The sequence below is a fragment of the Thalassospira sp. Z349TD_5 genome (genome assembly GCF_056173045.1).
This window is the reverse complement of sequence record NZ_CM149654.1, coordinates 3,192,865-3,210,346: the sequence shown is the minus strand read 5'-3', so window position 1 is coordinate 3,210,346 and position 17,482 is coordinate 3,192,865. Positions and strand designations below refer to the sequence as shown.

Genomic DNA, 17,482 nt, shown 5'->3' with positions numbered 1-17,482 from the left:
AAGGCGATATATCGGTTTAATCTCTTTTCCGCTAAGGAGCCTCCATACCATGAAATTGGTACTGACCCTGATCGCTGCCCCGAACTCGAACGCATTGACAGATGCCATCATTGATCGTGCGGCGATTGCGCTGACCGGGGCGGGGGCACTTGTTGGCGGTGTAAGCTGGCTTGCCGGTGGGGAGGCCTGTGACCTTGAGTTCGACGGGATCACCCTTGATGTTGCTGACACCACGCTGGCCGAGGCCGAACTTGAGGTGGACGCCGTCACCCAAAAGATTCTCACCCGGCGCAAGAAGCTTCTGATTGCCGATATGGACAGCACCATGGTCACGGGTGAAACGTTGGATGAACTGGCTGAGTTTGCCGGGGTCAAGGACCGGGTTGCGGCGATTACAGCACGTGCGATGAATGGTGAACTTGATTTTGAAGCCGCCCTTGATGAACGGGTGGGGCTTTTGGATGGCATGTTGACCGATATGTTGGCCGAAGCATGGAAAACGGTTGAATATACCGGTGGGGCCAAGACGCTGGTCGCAACGATGAAGGCCAATGGCGCGTTTGCCGCCCTTGTATCGGGCGGCTTTGACTTCTTTACCGCTGCTGTGCGCAAGGAGCTTGGCTTTGACTTTGATCAGGCGAATGTTTTGATGACCAAAGACGGTAAATTGACCGGCAAGGTGCAAAAGCCGGTTTTAGACCGTCAGGCCAAGGTTGATGCGCTTGAAAACCTGACCGAAGAACACGGCATGACGGTGGATGATGCCATGGCGGTTGGCGATGGGGCCAATGACCTTCAGATGATTTCGCTCGCCGGAACCGGTGTGGCCTTCCACGCCAAGCCATCGGTGCGCGAACAGGCGCGTATCTGCATCAATCATGGTGATCTGACCGCACTTTTGTACCTGCAAGGGTATCGGAAATCTGAATTCGTTGTTTGATCGACGAAACCCAAGTTAACAAAAAAGGGCGACCTGCATATGACAGGCCGCCCTTTTTTCATGTTTGATAATAATCGCTGTGGATTATTGTTCTGTGTTCAGTGTCAGGCCAAAGTAACGCGCACCTGCCGATGTTTCGATCAACATCAGGATGGTGCGTTTTTCATCGTCAACGGCGGATTTAACCGCATCCATGACGTCTTCGACGTTTGAAACTGAGCTATGCGACGCTTCAATGATGATGTCGCCCGGACGGACACCCTTTTCCGCAGCAAAGCTGTCGCTGCTGACGTCGGTGACGATGACACCCTCGGTACCTTCTGCAAGGTTATAGCGGGTGCGCAGTTCGTCATTGACGTTGGCAATCTTGATGCCAAGGGCGTCAACCGATGCTTCGGCAATTGCCGGGGCTTCGGTTTGGTCGTTGGCCGGTGCATTCGCGGCGACGACGTCTTCTTCAAGTTCGCCAAGCTCGACCTGTACGGTCTGCTTTTTGCCGTCACGCCAGATTACCACATCGACGTCTTTGCCGATTTCGGTTTCTGCAACGATGCGCGGCAGGTTGCGCATGCTTTCGACTTTCTTGCCATCAAAGGTCAGAATGACGTCACCCTGTTTGATGCCAGCTTCTTTGGCCGGACCTTCGTCCGAGACACCTGCAACCATCGCACCAGCACTTTCATCAAGGCCGACCGAGTCTGCGATGTCTTCGGTAACGGTCTGGATGTGAACACCAAGCCACCCGCGACGGGTACGGCCGTATTCTTTAAGCTGGTCGACAACGCTTTGGGCAATGGCGGAGGGAATGGCAAAGCCGATACCGACAGAACCACCTGACGGGGAATAGATCGCACTGTTAATGCCGATCACGTCGCCATCAAGGTTAAACAGCGGACCGCCAGAGTTGCCACGGTTGATTGAGGCATCGGTCTGGATGAAGTCATCATAGGGACCCTGATTGATGTTACGGTTACGGGCTGAAACGATCCCGGCCGTCACAGTGCCACCAAGACCAAACGGGTTGCCGATCGCCATGGCCCAATCGCCAATGCGCGCATCATCGGAACTGCCCCATTTAACAAATGGCAGGTCTTCTTTTGGCTCGACCTTAAGCAAGGCAACGTCGGTTTTGGGGTCGCGGCCAATCAGTTTGGCATCAAGCGTATCGCCATCATGAAGGCGAACGCTGATTTCATCGGCACCATCAATGACGTGATTGTTGGTTACGATATAGCCATCGGCTGAGATGATGAAGCCCGAACCAAGGGCTGTGGCACGGCGTTTCTGTGGGCTTGGGCCACCCTGTTCGCCGCCCTGACCGTTGCGATCCATGAAATCGCGGAAAAGGTCTTCAAAAGGTGAGCCGGGAGGAAACTGGAAGTCTGGTCCCTGACGATCAGCAACCATTTGGCTGGTCGCGATGTTCACAACACTGGGCAGAAGGCGTTCAGCCAGATCTGCGAAGCTGTCAGGAGCGGGGCGGGCATTCGCGATTTGCGAAACACTGGTCACGCCAAGAAGAACAATCACCAGTGCCGCGCTTACTTTGCTCCGCACCGGGTTGTAGAATGCCTGTAGCATGTTTTTGATCCTGTTCGTTGCCGCGTTCACGGTATTTGTATGTTGCAGCGCGCGATGGAGCCTCGTAATTCACCCATCGCTTAACTATCCAACTTAAACCCGACTTTGGCAGAATTTGGGCAAGCCTGAGGAAAAAGAAGGAAATATCATCACTTTATTGTGGCGATAGCTCCGCACTGCTGCTGTTTTCCCGCCAAAAACCCAGTCTTACAGCCAGGTTCGCACGGCCCAAATTGCCCCAATTGCTGCTATGGCTGCAATCAGTCCGCCTGCACGAAGTTGTGATTCCGGGATTTCCTGAACCATTTCCATCACCCGTTTCATGCCGCCCGGAAACAGCGAATAAAACATGCCTTCTAGCGCAATCGCCAGAAGTATGGCTGTGGCAAGTTCCTTCATGGGTGCGGACGTTCCGGCGGTTTTTTATGCCCGTCAGCTATGGATGCTAACAGATCAAAATTATGAAAACAAAAAGGGCGACCTGACTAATATGCAGGTCGCCCTTATGTTTTGTCTAGCGGCTTGTGTCTGGCGCCGACTTATTAAAGTATTGGAAAAACTCGCTATCTGGTGAAAGCACCATGGTCGAGCCGTTCGAAAGCGCGGTTTTGTAGGATTCCAGCGTGCGGTAGAATTCAAAGAAGTCCGCATCTGCGCCGTAGGCCTTACCCAGCACGACGTTACGCTCTGCATCGCCTTCACCGCTCAGGACTTCGGCCTGACGGTTTGCCTCGGCAAGGATACCGACGCGTTCGCGGTCAGCTTCGGCCTGAATTTTCGCCTTGAGCTCCTCACCTTCTGCGCGAAGCTGTGCGGCTTCGGCAATACGGGAAGAACGCATACGGTTATACACCGCCTGCGATGTTTCCTGTGGCAGATCGGTACGACCAATACGCACGTCAATCAGCTCAACACCAAATTCCTTGGCCGGTTCGCTTAGGGTCGCCTGGATCTTTTGCATGATCTGCGCACGATTATCCGACAGCAAGGCAATAAGCGGGGCCTGAGCCAGTTCACCACGGATCACCGAATTCAGACGCTGACCAAACAACTGAACAAAGTTCGTCGAGTTGGTCGCACGCTGACGGAAGATCAGCGGATCGATGATTTTCCAGCGGGCAAAGCTGTCAACATTGACACGCTTCTGATCCGACAGAAGAACCTGCTGAACCGGCGGGTCAAGCTCCAGAATACGGCGCTCATAATATTCCACGTTCTGGATCGGCAGTTTGAAATGCAGACCCGGTTCGGAAACAGCATGGACCGGATTACCGAACTGAAGAACAAGCGCCTGCTGGTCCTGACGTACGGTAAATACACACATGGAGCCAACCACGGCAGCGATAACGACAACGACGCCTGCGGCAATAAGTTTAGGACTTGCCATTAGTTGTTGCCTCCTGCATTCGCACGTTTCTGGACTTCCGGCAGCGGAAGATACGGCACAACACCATTGCCCTGAGCATTCTGATCAATAATGACTTTGTCAGATTTGCTCAGAATTTCCTGCATGGTTTCAAGATACAGGCGGCGCGTGGTGACATCTTGCGCAGTCAGATAGGAATTATAGATCGAGGTAAAGCGTTCTGCCTCACCCTGTGCTTCCTTGGTCACACGGTCCTTATATGCGCGGGCCTGCAGAATGGTTCGTTCTGCTTCACCTTTTGCACGCGGGATGATGTCGTTGCGATAGGCCAGTGCCTCGTTCTGGGAACGATCACGGTCCTGACGCGCACGCTGCACATCGTTAAACGCATCGATAACTTCGGCTGGCGGGTCCACTTTTTGCATTTTCACTTCGGCGATGAAAATGCCGGACTCATATCCGTTCATGATTTCCTGCAGCAATGTGCGGGTCTGTTCCTCGACCCGGACACGGCCAACGGTCAGTGCTTCTTCGAGGCTGGTTTTACCGATGACCTCACGGATGGCACTTTCCGACGCCAGTTTGATGGTGTTTTCCGGGTCACGGACGTTGAACAGATAAGAGCCAGCGTCGCTGATGCGCCACTGAACAACATAATCAATGTCGATGATATTCTGATCGCCGGACAGCATCAGGCTTTCTTCAGGCACATCGCGCGAATTGTTGCCGCTGCCGACATTGCCAGCGCCGCGGAACCCGACCTCGATCTGGTTGGTCCGTTCGACGTTCGGTTTAATAACCTCGCCAATCGGGGCCGGAAGGAAATAGTTCAAACCCGGACCAGTGGTACCAACCCATTTGCCAAACAGAAGTGTGACACCCTGTTCGCCCGGTTGGACACGGTAAAAGCCGGTCAAAAGCCAAATCCCGATGATCGCGATACCAATCAGCACGAAGCCCTTGTATCCGCCACCACCGGGGAACAGCCGTTTCAGGCGTTCCTGGCCTTTGCGAATCATTTCATCAAAATCGGGGGGCGTATTTCCACCGCCGCCGCCGCCACCCGAAGGACGCTGTCCCCACGGGTTTTGACCGCCGCCATTATTTCCGCCGCTGCCCCAGGGGCCACCGCCCCCTTGTGAATTCCATGGCATCGAGTGTTTTCCTCTTCTTGCCGTTCGGTGTTTATTTTGGTTACCGAGCGCACGCTCCGTCCAACAAACTCCATTGTGCCAAGCCAGCCTTTTGTCCTGCAAGGATAAACCGGCAGGGCGTAGCTCACTACGCGTAAACGGGCTTGGCGCTGCGGGCAACAGACAATCTCAAGATGATCTGGCCCGACGGTCTTGTTTTAACGCTATTTGACTTTACAGCATCGGGTCGGCGATGGTGCCCATCGATTTTCCCGCTCGTATTAAGTCAAACAGTACGCCAAAAACAAACACACTGAAACTTGTTGGACGGCGCATGCTCTTTCGCCTTATATGACAGCTTGCCTTGCAAAACAACGATACGCGCTTGCAAGTTCTATATGATCCCGGACTTAAGGCACAAATTGGAGACCGCAATATGACCTCGCCCAACCGTGAACAGATTATCGCCGCCCTTAACAGCGTGATCGACCCGGTAGACGGCCAATCAATCGTTGCCAAGGATATGGTGCAAGGTATTGATATAAATGACCAAACAGTCAATATCATGATTGCTGTTGATCCGCAACGCGGACCGTCCCTCGAAGATTTGCGCCAGACTGCTGAAAAGGCGGTGGCTGCTGTGAACGGGGTCACAACGGCCCGTGTGGCCCTGACCGCCGAGCGCGCCAAGGGTGCAGCCGATAGCGCGCCAAAGGCACCGGGCGGCCCGTCACGCCCTGCTGGTGCGGCTTCCGGGCAAGCAGGTCAGGTGGGGCAACGTCCGCAGGGTGGCGGTCAAAAGCCGCTTGAACTGCCTGACGTGCGCAGCATCATTACGGTGGCGTCGGGTAAGGGCGGGGTTGGTAAATCGACCACCTCGGTCAATCTGGCGCTGTCGCTCGCGGCCAAGGGGCTTAAGGTCGGTTTGCTGGATGCCGATATCTATGGCCCGAGTTTGCCGCGGATGCTGGGGCTTCGCGATGCCAAACCGAAACCATCTGATATTGATGGCAAAATGACCCCGCCATCGGCCTTTGGCATTCGGATCATGTCGATTGGCTTTATGATCGACGAAGAACAACCGGTGATCTGGCGCGGCCCGATGGCGATGGGCGCGCTTGAACAGCTTCTGCGCGATACCGATTGGGGCGTTCTCGACGTGATGGTTGTCGATATGCCACCGGGAACGGGCGATATTCAACTTTCCATGGCGCAGCGTGTGCCTGTTACCGGGGCGGTGATTGTTTCCACCCCACAGGATATCGCCCTTTTGGATGCCCGCAAGGGGCTTAACATGTTCCGCAAGGTCAATGTGCCGGTCTTCGGCCTGATCGAAAACATGTCCTATTACAAATGCCCGGAATGCGGCCATATCGATCATGTGTTTGATCACGGTGGCGCGCATAAGGCGGCGGATGAGCTGAATGTGCCATTTCTTGGCGAAATCCCGCTTGATCTGAAAATCCGTCTGGGGGCGGATGAAGGCAAACCGATTGTCCATTCAGACCCGGACGGCGAACACACCAAGGCCTATGGCGCGATTGCCGACAAGATTGCAGCGGCAATTGAGGAACAGGTTGGTCCGGTGTCCGAGCCCAAGAAAAAAAGCTTGTTCCCGAAAATCAGCTTTAAGTAACGACGGTTCTGCCAAGGTCTTTTGGCAAATCTGAAAACGATCAAACCCCGCCAATATGCTGGCGGGGTTTTGCTTTTGCGGTTTGGGACTGGGACTTGGGGCTTGGGGCTTGGGGCAGGAGGATTCAAGCCGTTGCAAGCTTGCCGGTGCTCGTAAGCATCCGGTATTCCAGCCCAGCCAACAGACAAACCGCTAATGCCTGCACGATGACAAATCCAAAGCCGAGTAACGAGGGCGAGATGGCGGGCAGCAGCAGGACGGCAATGCTTGCGATGACCCATCCGACATTGCCGATGATGATCAGCCAAACCAGTGCGGGGCTTGGTGTTTCCTGATGTCCGGTGACATACATCAGGACGGCACAGGGAAACAAAATCACACCAGCAATCAGCAGTAAGTCGTTCGGCAGGCCAAACCATTCACCCAGAAGGTCTGCGCCAAGGGTTAACAGGACGCCAAAGGCAAGGCAGGTTGCGGCGTCGAGCACCAATACGGTTTTTAGCAATTTTGCAGAAGAAGCTACAGACATCGTTCTAACCTTTCGGGTTGGTTGTGATGGCTGCAGCATATCGGCGACAGGTAATGGCCGCGATTACCTCGGAGGTAATGTCACGTCGAATTGTTTGATGATAGTCTGTGTCAAATTCATGCAGGGCAAACAATGAACCAGATAAATCGCGACACATTTTCAGGTGTTTTGAAAGCATGGCGCAAACAGCGCCGGTTAAGTCAGCTTGACCTTGCGGGTATGGCGCAGATTTCAACGCGTCATCTCAGTTTCCTTGAAACCGGTCGATCAAAGCCCAGCCGGGACATGGTTCTGCATCTTGCCGATTGTCTTGAAATTCCGCTGCGTGAACGCAACAGTTTGCTGGTTGCGGGCGGTTTTGCGCCGATCTACGCCGAACATGATTTTGCTGATGATCAGTCAATGGCGATACGCGCAGCTGTTGATCAAATTCTGTCGGCGCATGAGCCCTATCCGGCACTTGCCATGGACCGGCACTGGAACATGGTGGCTGCCAACAAGATTGTGCCTTTGATGCTTGACGGTGTTGATGCTGAATTACTGCGTCCGCCGGTAAACCTGTTGCGGCTGAGCCTGCATCCCGATGGTCTGGCATCGCGTGTGGTCAATTATATCCAATGGAAGGATCATTTGCTTGATCGTCTGCGCCGCCAGATCGAGGTGACTGCAGATCCCAGGCTGCGTGGTCTGCATGACGAAGCCTGCCATTATCGTATGCCACCGACAGTAACGGGTGCGGAACACACGCCACCGACAGATGCTGGGACCTTATCCGGGCTTGTGGTGCCATTGGTGCTGCAAACAGAGATTGGCACATTACGGTTTGTCAGCACGACGACCGTGTTTGGGACGCCGGTCGAAGTCACATTGTCAGAATTGGCAATTGAAACGTTGTTGCCTGCGGACGCGGCGACGGGACATGCTTTGCGCCAATTGGCATCCGGTCTTTAAAACAAAACCCCGCCAGAATGTTCTGGCGGGGTTTTGTGTTTGCAGAAAATGATTGCTGATTAGGTGGCGTCTGCCATAAAGGACGGCATCCAGCCTTCGTTCAGATCGCGCAGATCGGAAACGCTGACTTTGGCGTCGCCTTCGATGCTGATGGCATCGCCACCGATCTGACCAACGATGACGGCGGCAACATTGGCACTGGCCGCAGCATTTAGAACCTTGTCCGGATCGCTGGTAGCGATCACGTAGCGGCCCTGATCTTCGCCAAACAGCCATGCGGCTTCGCTGCCCTGTTCTGGCAGGCTGACATCCGCACCGATATTGCCCGCCATGCACATTTCGGCAACGGTAACCAAAAGGCCACCATCGGCGATATCGTGGCAGGTTTTAACAACACCAAGTTCGATCAATTCGCGCACCAGCGTACCGGCACGTTTTTCCGCACCCAGATCGACCGGCGGCGGCGCACCTTCTTCGCGACCTTCGATGGTCTTAAGATACAGCGACTGGCCCAATTCACCCGTGGCCGCACCGATCATGATAAGCGTACCTTCACCGGCTTTAAGGCCAATGGTTGCATGATGACCAAGATCGGAAATCACGCCAACGCCGCCAATGGCCGGGGTCGGCATGATGCCTTCGCCGTTGGTTTCGTTATACAGCGACACGTTGCCCGACACGACCGGGAAGTCCAGCGTGATGCAGGCTTCTGCAATGCCCTGACAGGCACCGACAAACTGACCCATGATGCGCGGACGTTCCGGGTTGCCAAAGTTCATATTGTCCGTGATCGCCAGCGGCTTGGCGCCCGTTGCGATCAGGTTACGATATGCTTCGGCAACGGCCTGTTTGCCGCCTTCGACCGGATCGGCCATAACATAACGCGGGGTGCAGTCAGCGGTCGCTGCAATGCCCTTGTTCGTGCCAGAAACACGCACAACGCCGGCATCACCACCCGGGCGGACAATCGTGTTGCCCATGACCAGATGGTCATACTGTTCCCAGATCCAGCGACGTGAAGCCAAATCAGGCGACGCAATCAGGGTTTTCAGTGCATCGATATGATCGACCTTGCCCGAAAGGCTTGCCGGATCAACGCGGTCCTGTTTTGGCGTCTCTTCCCATGGGCGGTCATATTCCGGCGATGCTTCGGCCAGCGGATCAATCGGAAGATCACCGGCAAGTTCACCGTGCCATTTCAGAACCATGCGTTTGGTATCAGTCAGCGTGCCGATCACCGCAAAGTCGAGTTCCCATTTGTCAAAGATCGCCTTGGCGGCCTCTTCGCAACCGGGTTTAAGTACCATCAACATGCGTTCTTGTGATTCTGACAGCATCAGCTCATAGGGCGTCATGCCTTCTTCGCGCATTGGTACTTTATCAAGCCACAGCTCAACACCAACGCCGCCTTTGGACGCCATCTCGAATGAGGATGACGTCAAACCAGCCGCCCCCATGTCCTGAATGGCAACGATCATGTCGGTCGCCATCAGTTCAAGGCAGGCTTCAAGCAGCAGTTTCTCGGTGAACGGATCACCAACCTGAACCGTTGGGCGCTTTTCATCGCTGTCGTCATCAAACTCGGCCGATGCCATGGTCGCACCATGGATACCGTCACGACCGGTTTTCGACCCGACATAAACAACCGGGTTACCAATACCAGCCGCCGCCGAATAGAAAATATTGTCCGTATCGGCCAGGCCCACGGTCATCGCATTGACCAGGATATTGCCGTTATAGGACGCATGGAAGTTGGTTTCGCCACCAATGGTCGGAACCCCCATGCAGTTGCCATAGCCGCCGATCCCTTCGACAACGCCGCTAAGCAAGTGGCGTGTTTTCGGATGCTCTGGCGCGCCAAAGCGCAGCGCATTGAGGTTGGCAATCGGACGTGCGCCCATGGTGAAGACATCACGCATGATGCCGCCAACACCGGTTGCCGCCCCCTGATAGGGTTCGATGAACGACGGGTGGTTGTGGCTTTCCATTTTGAAAATGGCGGCCTGACCATCGCCGATGTCAATCACACCGGCGTTTTCACCCGGACCCTGAATAACCCAATCAGCCTTGGTCGGCAGCGTTTTCAGCCATTTTTTCGATGATTTGTAGGAGCAATGCTCAGACCACATAACCGAAAAAATACCAAGTTCGTTGATGTTGGGTTCACGGCCCATAATCTCGAGGACGAGTTTGTACTCTTCCTCATTCAGTCCGTGTTCCTTGACCAGTTCCGGCGTGATCGGTGTGCTGTTGAATTGGTTGGTGCTCACGATACTGCCTCCACCATGCTTTTGAACAGACCGCGACCATCAATCCCGCCATGCAGCGGATCAATGGCATTTTCCGGATGGGGCATCATGCCAAGAACATTGCCCGCCTCGTTGATGATGCCTGCGATGTTGCGCTGCGACCCATTAAGGTTGGTTTCTGTGTCAACGGCACCGTTGGCATCGCAGTACCGCAGCACAACGCGGCCTTCACCTTCAAGACGGTTGAGCGTGTCTTCATCGGCAAAATAGTTGCCATCATGATGGGCCACCGGATAATCGACCACATCGCCTTTGCCATATTGGTTGGTAAAGCGGGTTGTGGTGTTTTCGATTTTCAGATGCGTGTTTTTGCAGATGAATTTCAGGCTGGCGTTACGCATCAGCGCACCGGGCAGAAGACCTGCTTCTGTCAAAATCTGGAAACCGTTACACACGCCCAGAATGGTCACACCCTGACTTGCGCGCTCAGCAACGGCGCGCATGATCGGCGATTTGGCAGCCATCGCCCCGCAGCGCAGATAGTCACCATAAGAAAAGCCGCCGGGAACCATGATGATGTCAACGTTGGGAAGCTCGGTTTCGCCATGCCAAACCAGGGTCGGCTGGGTGCCGGTCGCCTGTTTTAAGGCTGCGATGGCGTCATTTTCCCGGTTGATGCCGGGAAACAGGATGACAGCGGATTTCATGAAATACCGTCTCTCGATTAGGGTCCGTTACGTAATCTCGAACCGCAAAAGTCTGCTTAAGCAAAACCTTGGCGGGGCGGTTAAGCCAGCTCGATGGTGTAGTCTTCGATCACGGTATTGGCGAGAAGCTTCTCGCACATTTCGGTGACCTCGGCTTTGGCCTTGGCTGTATCCGTACCGTCGATTTCCAGTTCAATGAACTTGCCCTGACGGACGTCATTGACGCCATCAAAACCAAGCCCCTGAAGGGCGTGGTGAACGGCTTTGCCTTGCGGATCAAGAACACCGTTCTTCAGGGTGACATGAACACGTGCTTTCACGGGAAGCTCCTTTAACGTTCGCATGCGAAGGCGCATGCGCGATATTGCTTGCAAACAAAACGCTGTCCGATGACATCGATCACCGATCAGCCATAAGAAAAAGGCCGCGCGAACGCGGCCTTGGGATTATTTGTCTTTATTGAGCATTTCTATTTCGGCGGATTCAGGCAGCACACCAAGACGGCGGGCAACTTCCTGATAGGCCTCTTCCACGCCACCCATGTCGCGGCGGAATCGGTCCTTATCCATCTTTTCGTTGGTTTCTGCATCCCAAAGACGGCAGTTGTCAGGGCTAAACTCATCGGCCAGAACCAGATGCGCAAAATCGCCTTCCCAAACACGGCCAAATTCAAGTTTGAAATCAACCAGTTTGATGCCGATACCGCGCATCAGACCACACAGGTAGTCATTGACACGCAGCGTCATGCCGACAATTTCCTCAAGCTCTTCGGCACTTGCCCAGCCCAGAGCGAGGATATGTTCATCCGATACCAGCGGATCGCCAAGATCGTCGTCTTTATAATAAAATTCGACAATCGGACGCGGCAGGCGTTCGCCTTCTTCAAGGCCAAGACGCTTTGCCATCGACCCGGCCACGATGTTGCGCACGACAACTTCGATCGGAACGATTTCACATTTGCGGCACAGCTGTTCGCGCATGTTCAGGCGGCGAATGAAGTGGGTCGGGATGCCGATTTCCGCCAGACGGGTCATGACGAATTCGGTAATCATGTTGTTGAGCACACCCTTGCCTGCAATCGTGCCGCGCTTCTGCGCGTTAAAGGCGGTGGCATCATCCTTGAAATACTGAATGATCGTACCGGGTTCGGTACCTTCGTAAAGAACCTTGGCTTTGCCCTCATAGATGGGCGTCTTTCTGGACATTGGCGGGATCTTTCACATCTTGGCTTGCGGGGAGTGTCCCCGAGCACCCTGAAAATCGCGCCCCCCATATAGCAGTGCTGGGCGAGAAACTCAATTGTCGCGTAAGGTCTATTTATGCAGACTTGATAATCGTATTTTGCAACCGTCACGTCGAACGGTGCCGCAATGCAATATTTCCATTGTATTACGCCGTTTTTACAAACAGTTGCCGGTTTATAGTGCCACTGGATGAAACGGGGTCTCATCGGGTTGCCCGTTGGCAAATAACCAGACAGGACGACGGGGAAGTTCGTTTTTGTCAGTGGGAATCGCCGGCAGACCGATCACGGATGAACACAGGGTTTCAAATCCGATATTGCTTCGGACCAGCATCGCATCGGCGCGAATATCGTGATGGTCGGGGTCGGCTGGCAGGGTTCCGGTATCCGCCAGAAGCGCCTGCCAGGCAAACCAGTCATCGGCTTCGGGATTGGGGGCCGGGGCGCTGATGAAGCGTGGCAGGTTGCGTTTTGTCCGGGCACTATTTTCCGTGTCGTTCAGATCGTGGGCGGTGACAATCGACAGACCTTCGGGGATATCGGTGATTTCAATCTTGCCTTCGCCGTGATTGGCAAGCCAGTATGCATCACGGTTATCGGCAATCACCATGTTAAACGGGCGATAGGCGGTGCCATCAAGTTCGGCCAATGCCTGTGCGGCGTCAATCGCATCTGCATGATCAAGTGCTTCAAGCGGCAATTCACCGCGCGATCGTTTGCCATCGGATGGGCCAAGGGTGCCAAACCGGTTCAGCACGGCGGCAACCACACCGTCTTCGTTGATGCCAAGCCATGTGCCCCCGGCTGTTTCGTCCAGTCCGGCAATCACATGGGGGCGGTCTTCCCAGTGGCGGGCCGGGGGCTGCCACGGGCGGTTGTTCATTTCGTCGCGATTGGCGCCAATGATGACAGGCCATTCGTGGTCGGGGCGGCGTAAAATAATGACAGTACACATGAGCCAGATCAAAGCGTCATGGGGGCATATTTGTCAAATTCAAAAGTGACCGATGAAGGGATGAAATTGCCTCTGTCCGGTCACACCTATCAATCTGGCCTATCAATCTAACCGTAATCTATTTGAACAATCGGACGCCAAACAGGCAGGAGGGAACATCATGAACAATTTTAATGATCGAGAACGGGGTTTTGAGGCCAAATACAGCTTTGATCTGGAACAGGATTTTCGCATCGAGGCCCATCTTTACAAGATGCTGGCGGTATGGGCTGGCGAACAGATGGGCATGGCCCCGGCCGACTGTGATGCCTATGCCAAGAAAGTCATTGGCGAAGTGATCGCAAACCCCAAAGAAAACAGCATTGTTACTTTTTTGCTGGCGGATTTCGGTCGCAACAACATTGATGTAACCGTCAGCACGCTGCAGGCGAAACTCGAACAATTGCGCCCGATTGCACGTGCGGAAATGCTTGCGGGTTAAACGCAGTCAAAACCCTTGCAAAAATCTTCGTGTTTGCAAACGCCTAAGGGCTCCCGTATTCTCCAAACGGAAACAATAAAAACAACGGGTGCAACTTCTTAGTGTGGTACTCATGGCATCTGGGTGGAGATGTCTACTTGGAAAAAAAGGGCAAGGGTTTTGCGTATCCTATTGGCAGACGATCACGACCTGGTTCGTGAAGCATTATCGTTGCTGTTTCAGCAATATTTCGAAGATTGCGAAGTCGTCGAAGCCGGGGCATTGGATCCGGCGCTTGACCATATTGTGGCAACCAATGATTTCGACCTTGTTCTGCTCGATCTGCGGATGCCGGGCATGAATGGGCTCGAGGGGCTTAAGCGGACGCTTGAAAGGGCTGCTAAAACCACGGCGGTTGTTTTGCTCTCCGGGGCCTATCGCAGCGAGGATGTTCGCCACGCCATTGAGGCAGGCGCACAGGGGTTTATTCCCAAAACGCTGCGCGGTCAGGCCTTGGCAAATGCCATTCAGCTTGTCCTTGCGGGTGAAAAATACCTGCCGTCTTCCATTCTCAATGATATGACCGACGGTATTGTCGGTGGTCCTGATCGTGAAAAACGCATGGCGGGCGGTTTCGGGGTCGAGGGGGATTTTGCCCGCCTGACCCCGCGTGAACGTGAAGTTCTGGCCTTGCTGTCAGAAGGGCGTCCGAACAAGGATATCGCGCGCCATCTTGATCTGCGGGAAATCACGGTGAAATATCACCTGAAAAACATCTATCGCAAACTCAATGTTTCGAACCGCGCCCAAGCGGTAAAAACCGCGCTGGAAGATATGGCGCGCTCGGGAACTTTGTAATATACTCGTCAAAGGCAGCTTTGTTTGAGGTTGCGATCCGGCCCGTGTTTTTCACGGGCCGTTTTCGTTGGTAACACTGTTTGTCCTCCTCGTCATGTCACCTGAAACGAGGATTTCTTATGACCATCCGTATTGCACTTGTTGGCGATTTCAAACAGGCCGTTACCGCCCATCAAGCCATCCCCAAAGCCCTGCAGATTGCTGCTGATCATCTCGGGGCAGTCATCAAATATGACTGGATCGCAACAGAGCGTCTTGACGCCAATGGGCCGCATATTCTTGAGGGATATGACGGTATCTGGTGTGTGCCTGCCAGCCCGTATAATAGTTTCGACGGGGCGCTAAATGCGATCCGCTATGCCCGTGAACGCGATGTTGCGTTTCTGGGAACCTGTGGCGGGTATCAGCATGCGGTTCTGGAATATGCCCGCAATGTTCTGGGGCTTGTTGATGCGGCCAACGCCGAAATTGACCCGGATGCAAAATTGCCGCTGATTGCACCGCTTGTCTGTGCGCTGATTGATCAGGACGGCGCGATCAAGCTTGCCAAAGACAGTCTCATCCGAACCCATTACAGCAGTGCTGAAATCAACGAGACCTATCGATGCAGCTATGGCCTTAATCCAGATTATGCCGGTTTGCTGGACGGGCAGGGCCTTGTGATCAGTGCGTGGGATGAGGACGGTGATCCCCGTGCAGTCGAATTGCGGAGCGCACGTTTTTTCATCGGAACGGCGTTTCAGCCCGAAAGATCGGCCTTGCGCGGGGAAAGTCATCCGCTGATCACGGCATTCGTCCGGGCCGCATCCCAATCACGCATTTAACGGTTCATCACATAGAAAAACACCCCCGTGCAGTGCGCGGGGGTGAGGATCACGTATAGAATTCCTTAGGTCTGGTCGCACTGTTTGGCTGCGGCAATGCTGCAATCTGATGTCGTTTTGAGCGACTGGGTCGCTGCGGCGGGGGTGCGGGATGATTGCATCACCAAGGTTCCCGACAGGATGGCGGCGGTGGCGATAATGTCTGTCATTGAAATGGTTTCACCAAGGATCAAGACGCCGGTCAAAAGGCCGATCACCGGCGGGATATAGGTGACACTGGATGTCTTGATCGCACCAAGCTGCTCAACCAGATAATAGTAGCACATAAATGCCATGCCGGTACCCAGAAGACCCAGCCCAATAAACAGCGACCCTGCGGCTTTCCAGTCGGTAAAGATGATCTCAAGTCCATCAAAATCGCCAATCGCCATGGTGGTCAGTGACGACAGGCCCAACTGATACGTGCACAGCGCAATCGGCGAAATGCCAAGCGGGCTCAGGAACTTTCGGGCATAGACAAACGACAGTCCAACACACGCTGATCCAAATGCGATGTAAAGAACACCGGTCAAGTCATTGCGGGCAATATTGGCGTCCCACGGTCGTGCAATCACAATAACCCCGCCAAACCCGATCAAAAGACCAGTGATGGACCGCGCGTTAATCGGTTCGCTGCGCAGGAAAATGGCAGCTGCGACAAAGGAAAAAAGCGGGATTGCACCGCTGAGCATGCCCGCGGTGCTTGACGGCAAAAGTGAAATGCCCTTGGCAAAGGCAAAGTAGTAAACGGTCGCCGCCATCAGCGACATCCCCACAAAATGGTGGATGTAGCGGACATGCTCCCAGCGCAGAACTTTGCGCGAAAGGGCAAAAGCCAGCACGGGCAAAAACCCCATCACCACACGCACCATAACGATCTGCATCGGAGACACCACACCGCCTGCGATCTTGTTGAACAAAAACGTCATGCCCCAAAGAAGGGCCAGAAAACCAAAAACAAGATACGGGGTGGGGATGCTGCGTTTCATGGCGGTACTTTCGGTGGCGGTGATTGCCAGATTGTAGGCAGCACGCAGATCGGCTACAAATCATGTTATCTGTTTAATGAAATAGAAAAACTATATCATGGCTGCATATCCACCTCTAAATTCATTGCGTGCGTTCGAGGCATCTATTCGACTAAATAGTTTTTCTCTTGCCGCCGAGGAACTGAACGTCACACCGGGGGCTGTTGGTCAGCAGATCAAAAAGCTTGAAGACTGGCTGGGGATGGAGCTGTTTACCCGTTCGGTTCGGCAGGTCCGCCCAACTGCGGATGGATTGGATTATGCCGCGCGCATTGGGCCTGCCTTGCGCCAGATCGTCGATGCCAGCCAACAGGTGCGTGGGCGTTCTGATCGCTCGGTACGGGTTGTGATGCCGCCAAGTTTTGCCGCAAAATGGTTTTCACGGCGGATGGCCCGCTTTTTGATCGACTATCCGACAACGTCGCTTCATGTCGGATCACAAAGCCAAATGATCGATTTTAACCGGGACCCGGTCGATATCGCTGTGCGCTATTTTGATGGATGCGATGACAGCCTTGAGACAGTTCTGCTGTATCGTGGGCGGGCTGCGGCCTATTGCGCGCCGTCTTACCGTGATCACATGGGGTTGGCAAAACCATCCGATCTGGTTCGGGCAACCTTGCTCAATGATATTTTGCATGCGTGGTGGCCGGAATGGCTGGGGGCTTATGCCGGTTTGAGTGCGGCGAATGTCAGCACGATCACGCAGATTGAAATCGATCAGACCTCAATGGCCATCGAAGCTGCCATTCACGGGCAAGGCGTGGTTTTGGCCAATCCGCTACTGACCGAAGAAGACATTGCCGAGGGCAAGCTGGTCCACCTCTTCCCCGAAAACGTCCTCACCGTTCCGTTCGGCTATTACCTCGTTCACCCCAAAAATCGCGCCCCTCGAGGTCAGGTAAAGCTGTTTCGCGATTGGCTGCTGGCCGAGGCGCATGAGCTTGACGTTGGCTGACGTGATTTCGTCATAAGGCGTGACA

18 protein-coding genes are annotated in these 17,482 nt (G+C 54.2%); 7 read left to right on the top strand and 11 right to left on the bottom strand.

Annotation, left to right across the window (positions count from 1 at the left end):
• Positions 1–49: 49 nt before the first annotated feature.
• The gene (gene serB / locus AC0VXT_RS14890; RefSeq protein ID WP_475546041.1) at positions 50–940 is read left to right on the top strand and encodes a phosphoserine phosphatase SerB; all 891 of its coding nucleotides are present in this window, start codon (positions 50–52) and stop codon (positions 938–940) included.
• Between the two features lie 84 nt (positions 941–1,024).
• Here the strand turns inward: serB and AC0VXT_RS14885 are convergent, their stop codons facing one another.
• From AC0VXT_RS14885 to hflK, 4 genes are all read right to left on the bottom strand, one after another.
• A complete protein-coding gene (locus tag AC0VXT_RS14885; protein ID WP_475546040.1) occupies positions 1,025–2,521 on the bottom strand; it encodes a DegQ family serine endoprotease in 1,497 nt (498 codons plus the stop codon).
• Positions 2,522–2,728: 207 nt separating this feature from the next.
• The gene (locus AC0VXT_RS14880; protein WP_022733027.1) at positions 2,729–2,920 is read right to left on the bottom strand and encodes a DUF2065 family protein; all 192 of its coding nucleotides are present in this window, start codon (positions 2,918–2,920) and stop codon (positions 2,729–2,731) included.
• A 115-nt stretch (positions 2,921–3,035) separates the two neighbouring features.
• Positions 3,036–3,908 carry a protease modulator HflC gene (gene hflC / locus AC0VXT_RS14875; protein ID WP_430469565.1) on the bottom strand — a complete coding sequence of 291 codons (873 nt, stop codon included), beginning with the start codon at positions 3,906–3,908 and terminating at the stop codon, positions 3,036–3,038.
• Positions 3,908–5,041 carry an FtsH protease activity modulator HflK gene (gene hflK, locus AC0VXT_RS14870; protein ID WP_102784723.1) on the bottom strand — a complete coding sequence of 378 codons (1,134 nt, stop codon included), beginning with the start codon at positions 5,039–5,041 and terminating at the stop codon, positions 3,908–3,910. The genes hflC and hflK overlap by 1 nt, the downstream gene beginning before the upstream one ends.
• Positions 5,042–5,456: 415 nt before the next feature.
• Here hflK and AC0VXT_RS14865 point away from each other — a divergent pair, with 415 nt between their 5' ends.
• Positions 5,457–6,656, top strand: coding sequence for an Mrp/NBP35 family ATP-binding protein (locus AC0VXT_RS14865; protein WP_475546039.1), 1,200 nt, complete (start codon positions 5,457–5,459; stop codon positions 6,654–6,656).
• 124 nt (positions 6,657–6,780) lie between these two features.
• Here AC0VXT_RS14865 and AC0VXT_RS14860 read toward each other — a convergent pair whose 3' ends face one another.
• Positions 6,781–7,185, bottom strand: a complete 405-nt coding sequence (locus AC0VXT_RS14860) for a hypothetical protein (protein ID WP_475546038.1) — start codon at positions 7,183–7,185, stop codon at positions 6,781–6,783.
• Between the two features lie 132 nt (positions 7,186–7,317).
• Here AC0VXT_RS14860 and AC0VXT_RS14855 point away from each other — a divergent pair, with 132 nt between their 5' ends.
• Positions 7,318–8,136: a helix-turn-helix domain-containing protein gene (locus AC0VXT_RS14855; protein WP_475546037.1), complete on the top strand. Its 819-nt coding sequence runs from the start codon at positions 7,318–7,320 to the stop codon at positions 8,134–8,136.
• A 59-nt stretch (positions 8,137–8,195) separates the two neighbouring features.
• Here the strand turns inward: AC0VXT_RS14855 and purL are convergent, their stop codons facing one another.
• The 5 genes from purL to AC0VXT_RS14830 all read right to left on the bottom strand — a co-directional run bounded on the left by purL (position 8,196) and on the right by AC0VXT_RS14830 (position 13,290).
• Positions 8,196–10,406 (bottom strand): phosphoribosylformylglycinamidine synthase subunit PurL, encoded by a 2,211-nt coding sequence (purL, locus tag AC0VXT_RS14850; RefSeq protein WP_475546036.1) that lies wholly within the window; start codon positions 10,404–10,406, stop codon positions 8,196–8,198.
• On the bottom strand, positions 10,403–11,092 hold the full coding sequence (purQ, locus tag AC0VXT_RS14845) for a phosphoribosylformylglycinamidine synthase subunit PurQ (protein ID WP_475546035.1): 690 nt from the start codon (positions 11,090–11,092) through the stop codon (positions 10,403–10,405). Before purQ ends, purL begins: the two co-directional genes overlap by 4 nt.
• Positions 11,093–11,172: 80 nt before the next feature.
• Positions 11,173–11,412 carry a phosphoribosylformylglycinamidine synthase subunit PurS gene (gene purS, locus AC0VXT_RS14840; RefSeq protein WP_101300054.1) on the bottom strand — a complete coding sequence of 80 codons (240 nt, stop codon included), beginning with the start codon at positions 11,410–11,412 and terminating at the stop codon, positions 11,173–11,175.
• Between the two features lie 126 nt (positions 11,413–11,538).
• Positions 11,539–12,297: a phosphoribosylaminoimidazolesuccinocarboxamide synthase gene (gene purC, locus AC0VXT_RS14835; RefSeq protein WP_022733036.1), complete on the bottom strand. Its 759-nt coding sequence runs from the start codon at positions 12,295–12,297 to the stop codon at positions 11,539–11,541.
• Between the two features lie 213 nt (positions 12,298–12,510).
• The gene (locus AC0VXT_RS14830; protein WP_417824499.1) at positions 12,511–13,290 is read right to left on the bottom strand and encodes an NRDE family protein; all 780 of its coding nucleotides are present in this window, start codon (positions 13,288–13,290) and stop codon (positions 12,511–12,513) included.
• A gap of 160 nt (positions 13,291–13,450) precedes the next feature.
• On the opposite strand from AC0VXT_RS14830, the gene AC0VXT_RS14825 reads away from it, so the two are divergent.
• The 3 genes from AC0VXT_RS14825 (at position 13,451) to AC0VXT_RS14815 (ending at position 15,432) form a co-directional block, all read left to right on the top strand.
• Positions 13,451–13,771 (top strand): DUF1476 domain-containing protein, encoded by a 321-nt coding sequence (locus AC0VXT_RS14825; protein ID WP_022733038.1) that lies wholly within the window; start codon positions 13,451–13,453, stop codon positions 13,769–13,771.
• Between the two features lie 159 nt (positions 13,772–13,930).
• Positions 13,931–14,608, top strand: coding sequence for a response regulator (locus tag AC0VXT_RS14820; RefSeq protein ID WP_475546034.1), 678 nt, complete (start codon positions 13,931–13,933; stop codon positions 14,606–14,608).
• Between the two features lie 119 nt (positions 14,609–14,727).
• Positions 14,728–15,432, top strand: coding sequence for a CTP synthase C-terminal region-related (seleno)protein (locus tag AC0VXT_RS14815; RefSeq protein ID WP_475546033.1), 705 nt, complete (start codon positions 14,728–14,730; stop codon positions 15,430–15,432).
• Positions 15,433–15,497: 65 nt separating this feature from the next.
• Here AC0VXT_RS14815 and AC0VXT_RS14810 read toward each other — a convergent pair whose 3' ends face one another.
• The gene (locus tag AC0VXT_RS14810) at positions 15,498–16,460 is read right to left on the bottom strand and encodes a DMT family transporter (RefSeq protein WP_475546032.1); all 963 of its coding nucleotides are present in this window, start codon (positions 16,458–16,460) and stop codon (positions 15,498–15,500) included.
• 97 nt (positions 16,461–16,557) lie between these two features.
• Between AC0VXT_RS14810 and AC0VXT_RS14805 the strand changes: the two genes are divergently transcribed.
• Positions 16,558–17,457 (top strand): LysR substrate-binding domain-containing protein, encoded by a 900-nt coding sequence (locus AC0VXT_RS14805; protein WP_475546031.1) that lies wholly within the window; start codon positions 16,558–16,560, stop codon positions 17,455–17,457.
• The last annotated feature ends 25 nt before the right edge of the window (positions 17,458–17,482 follow it).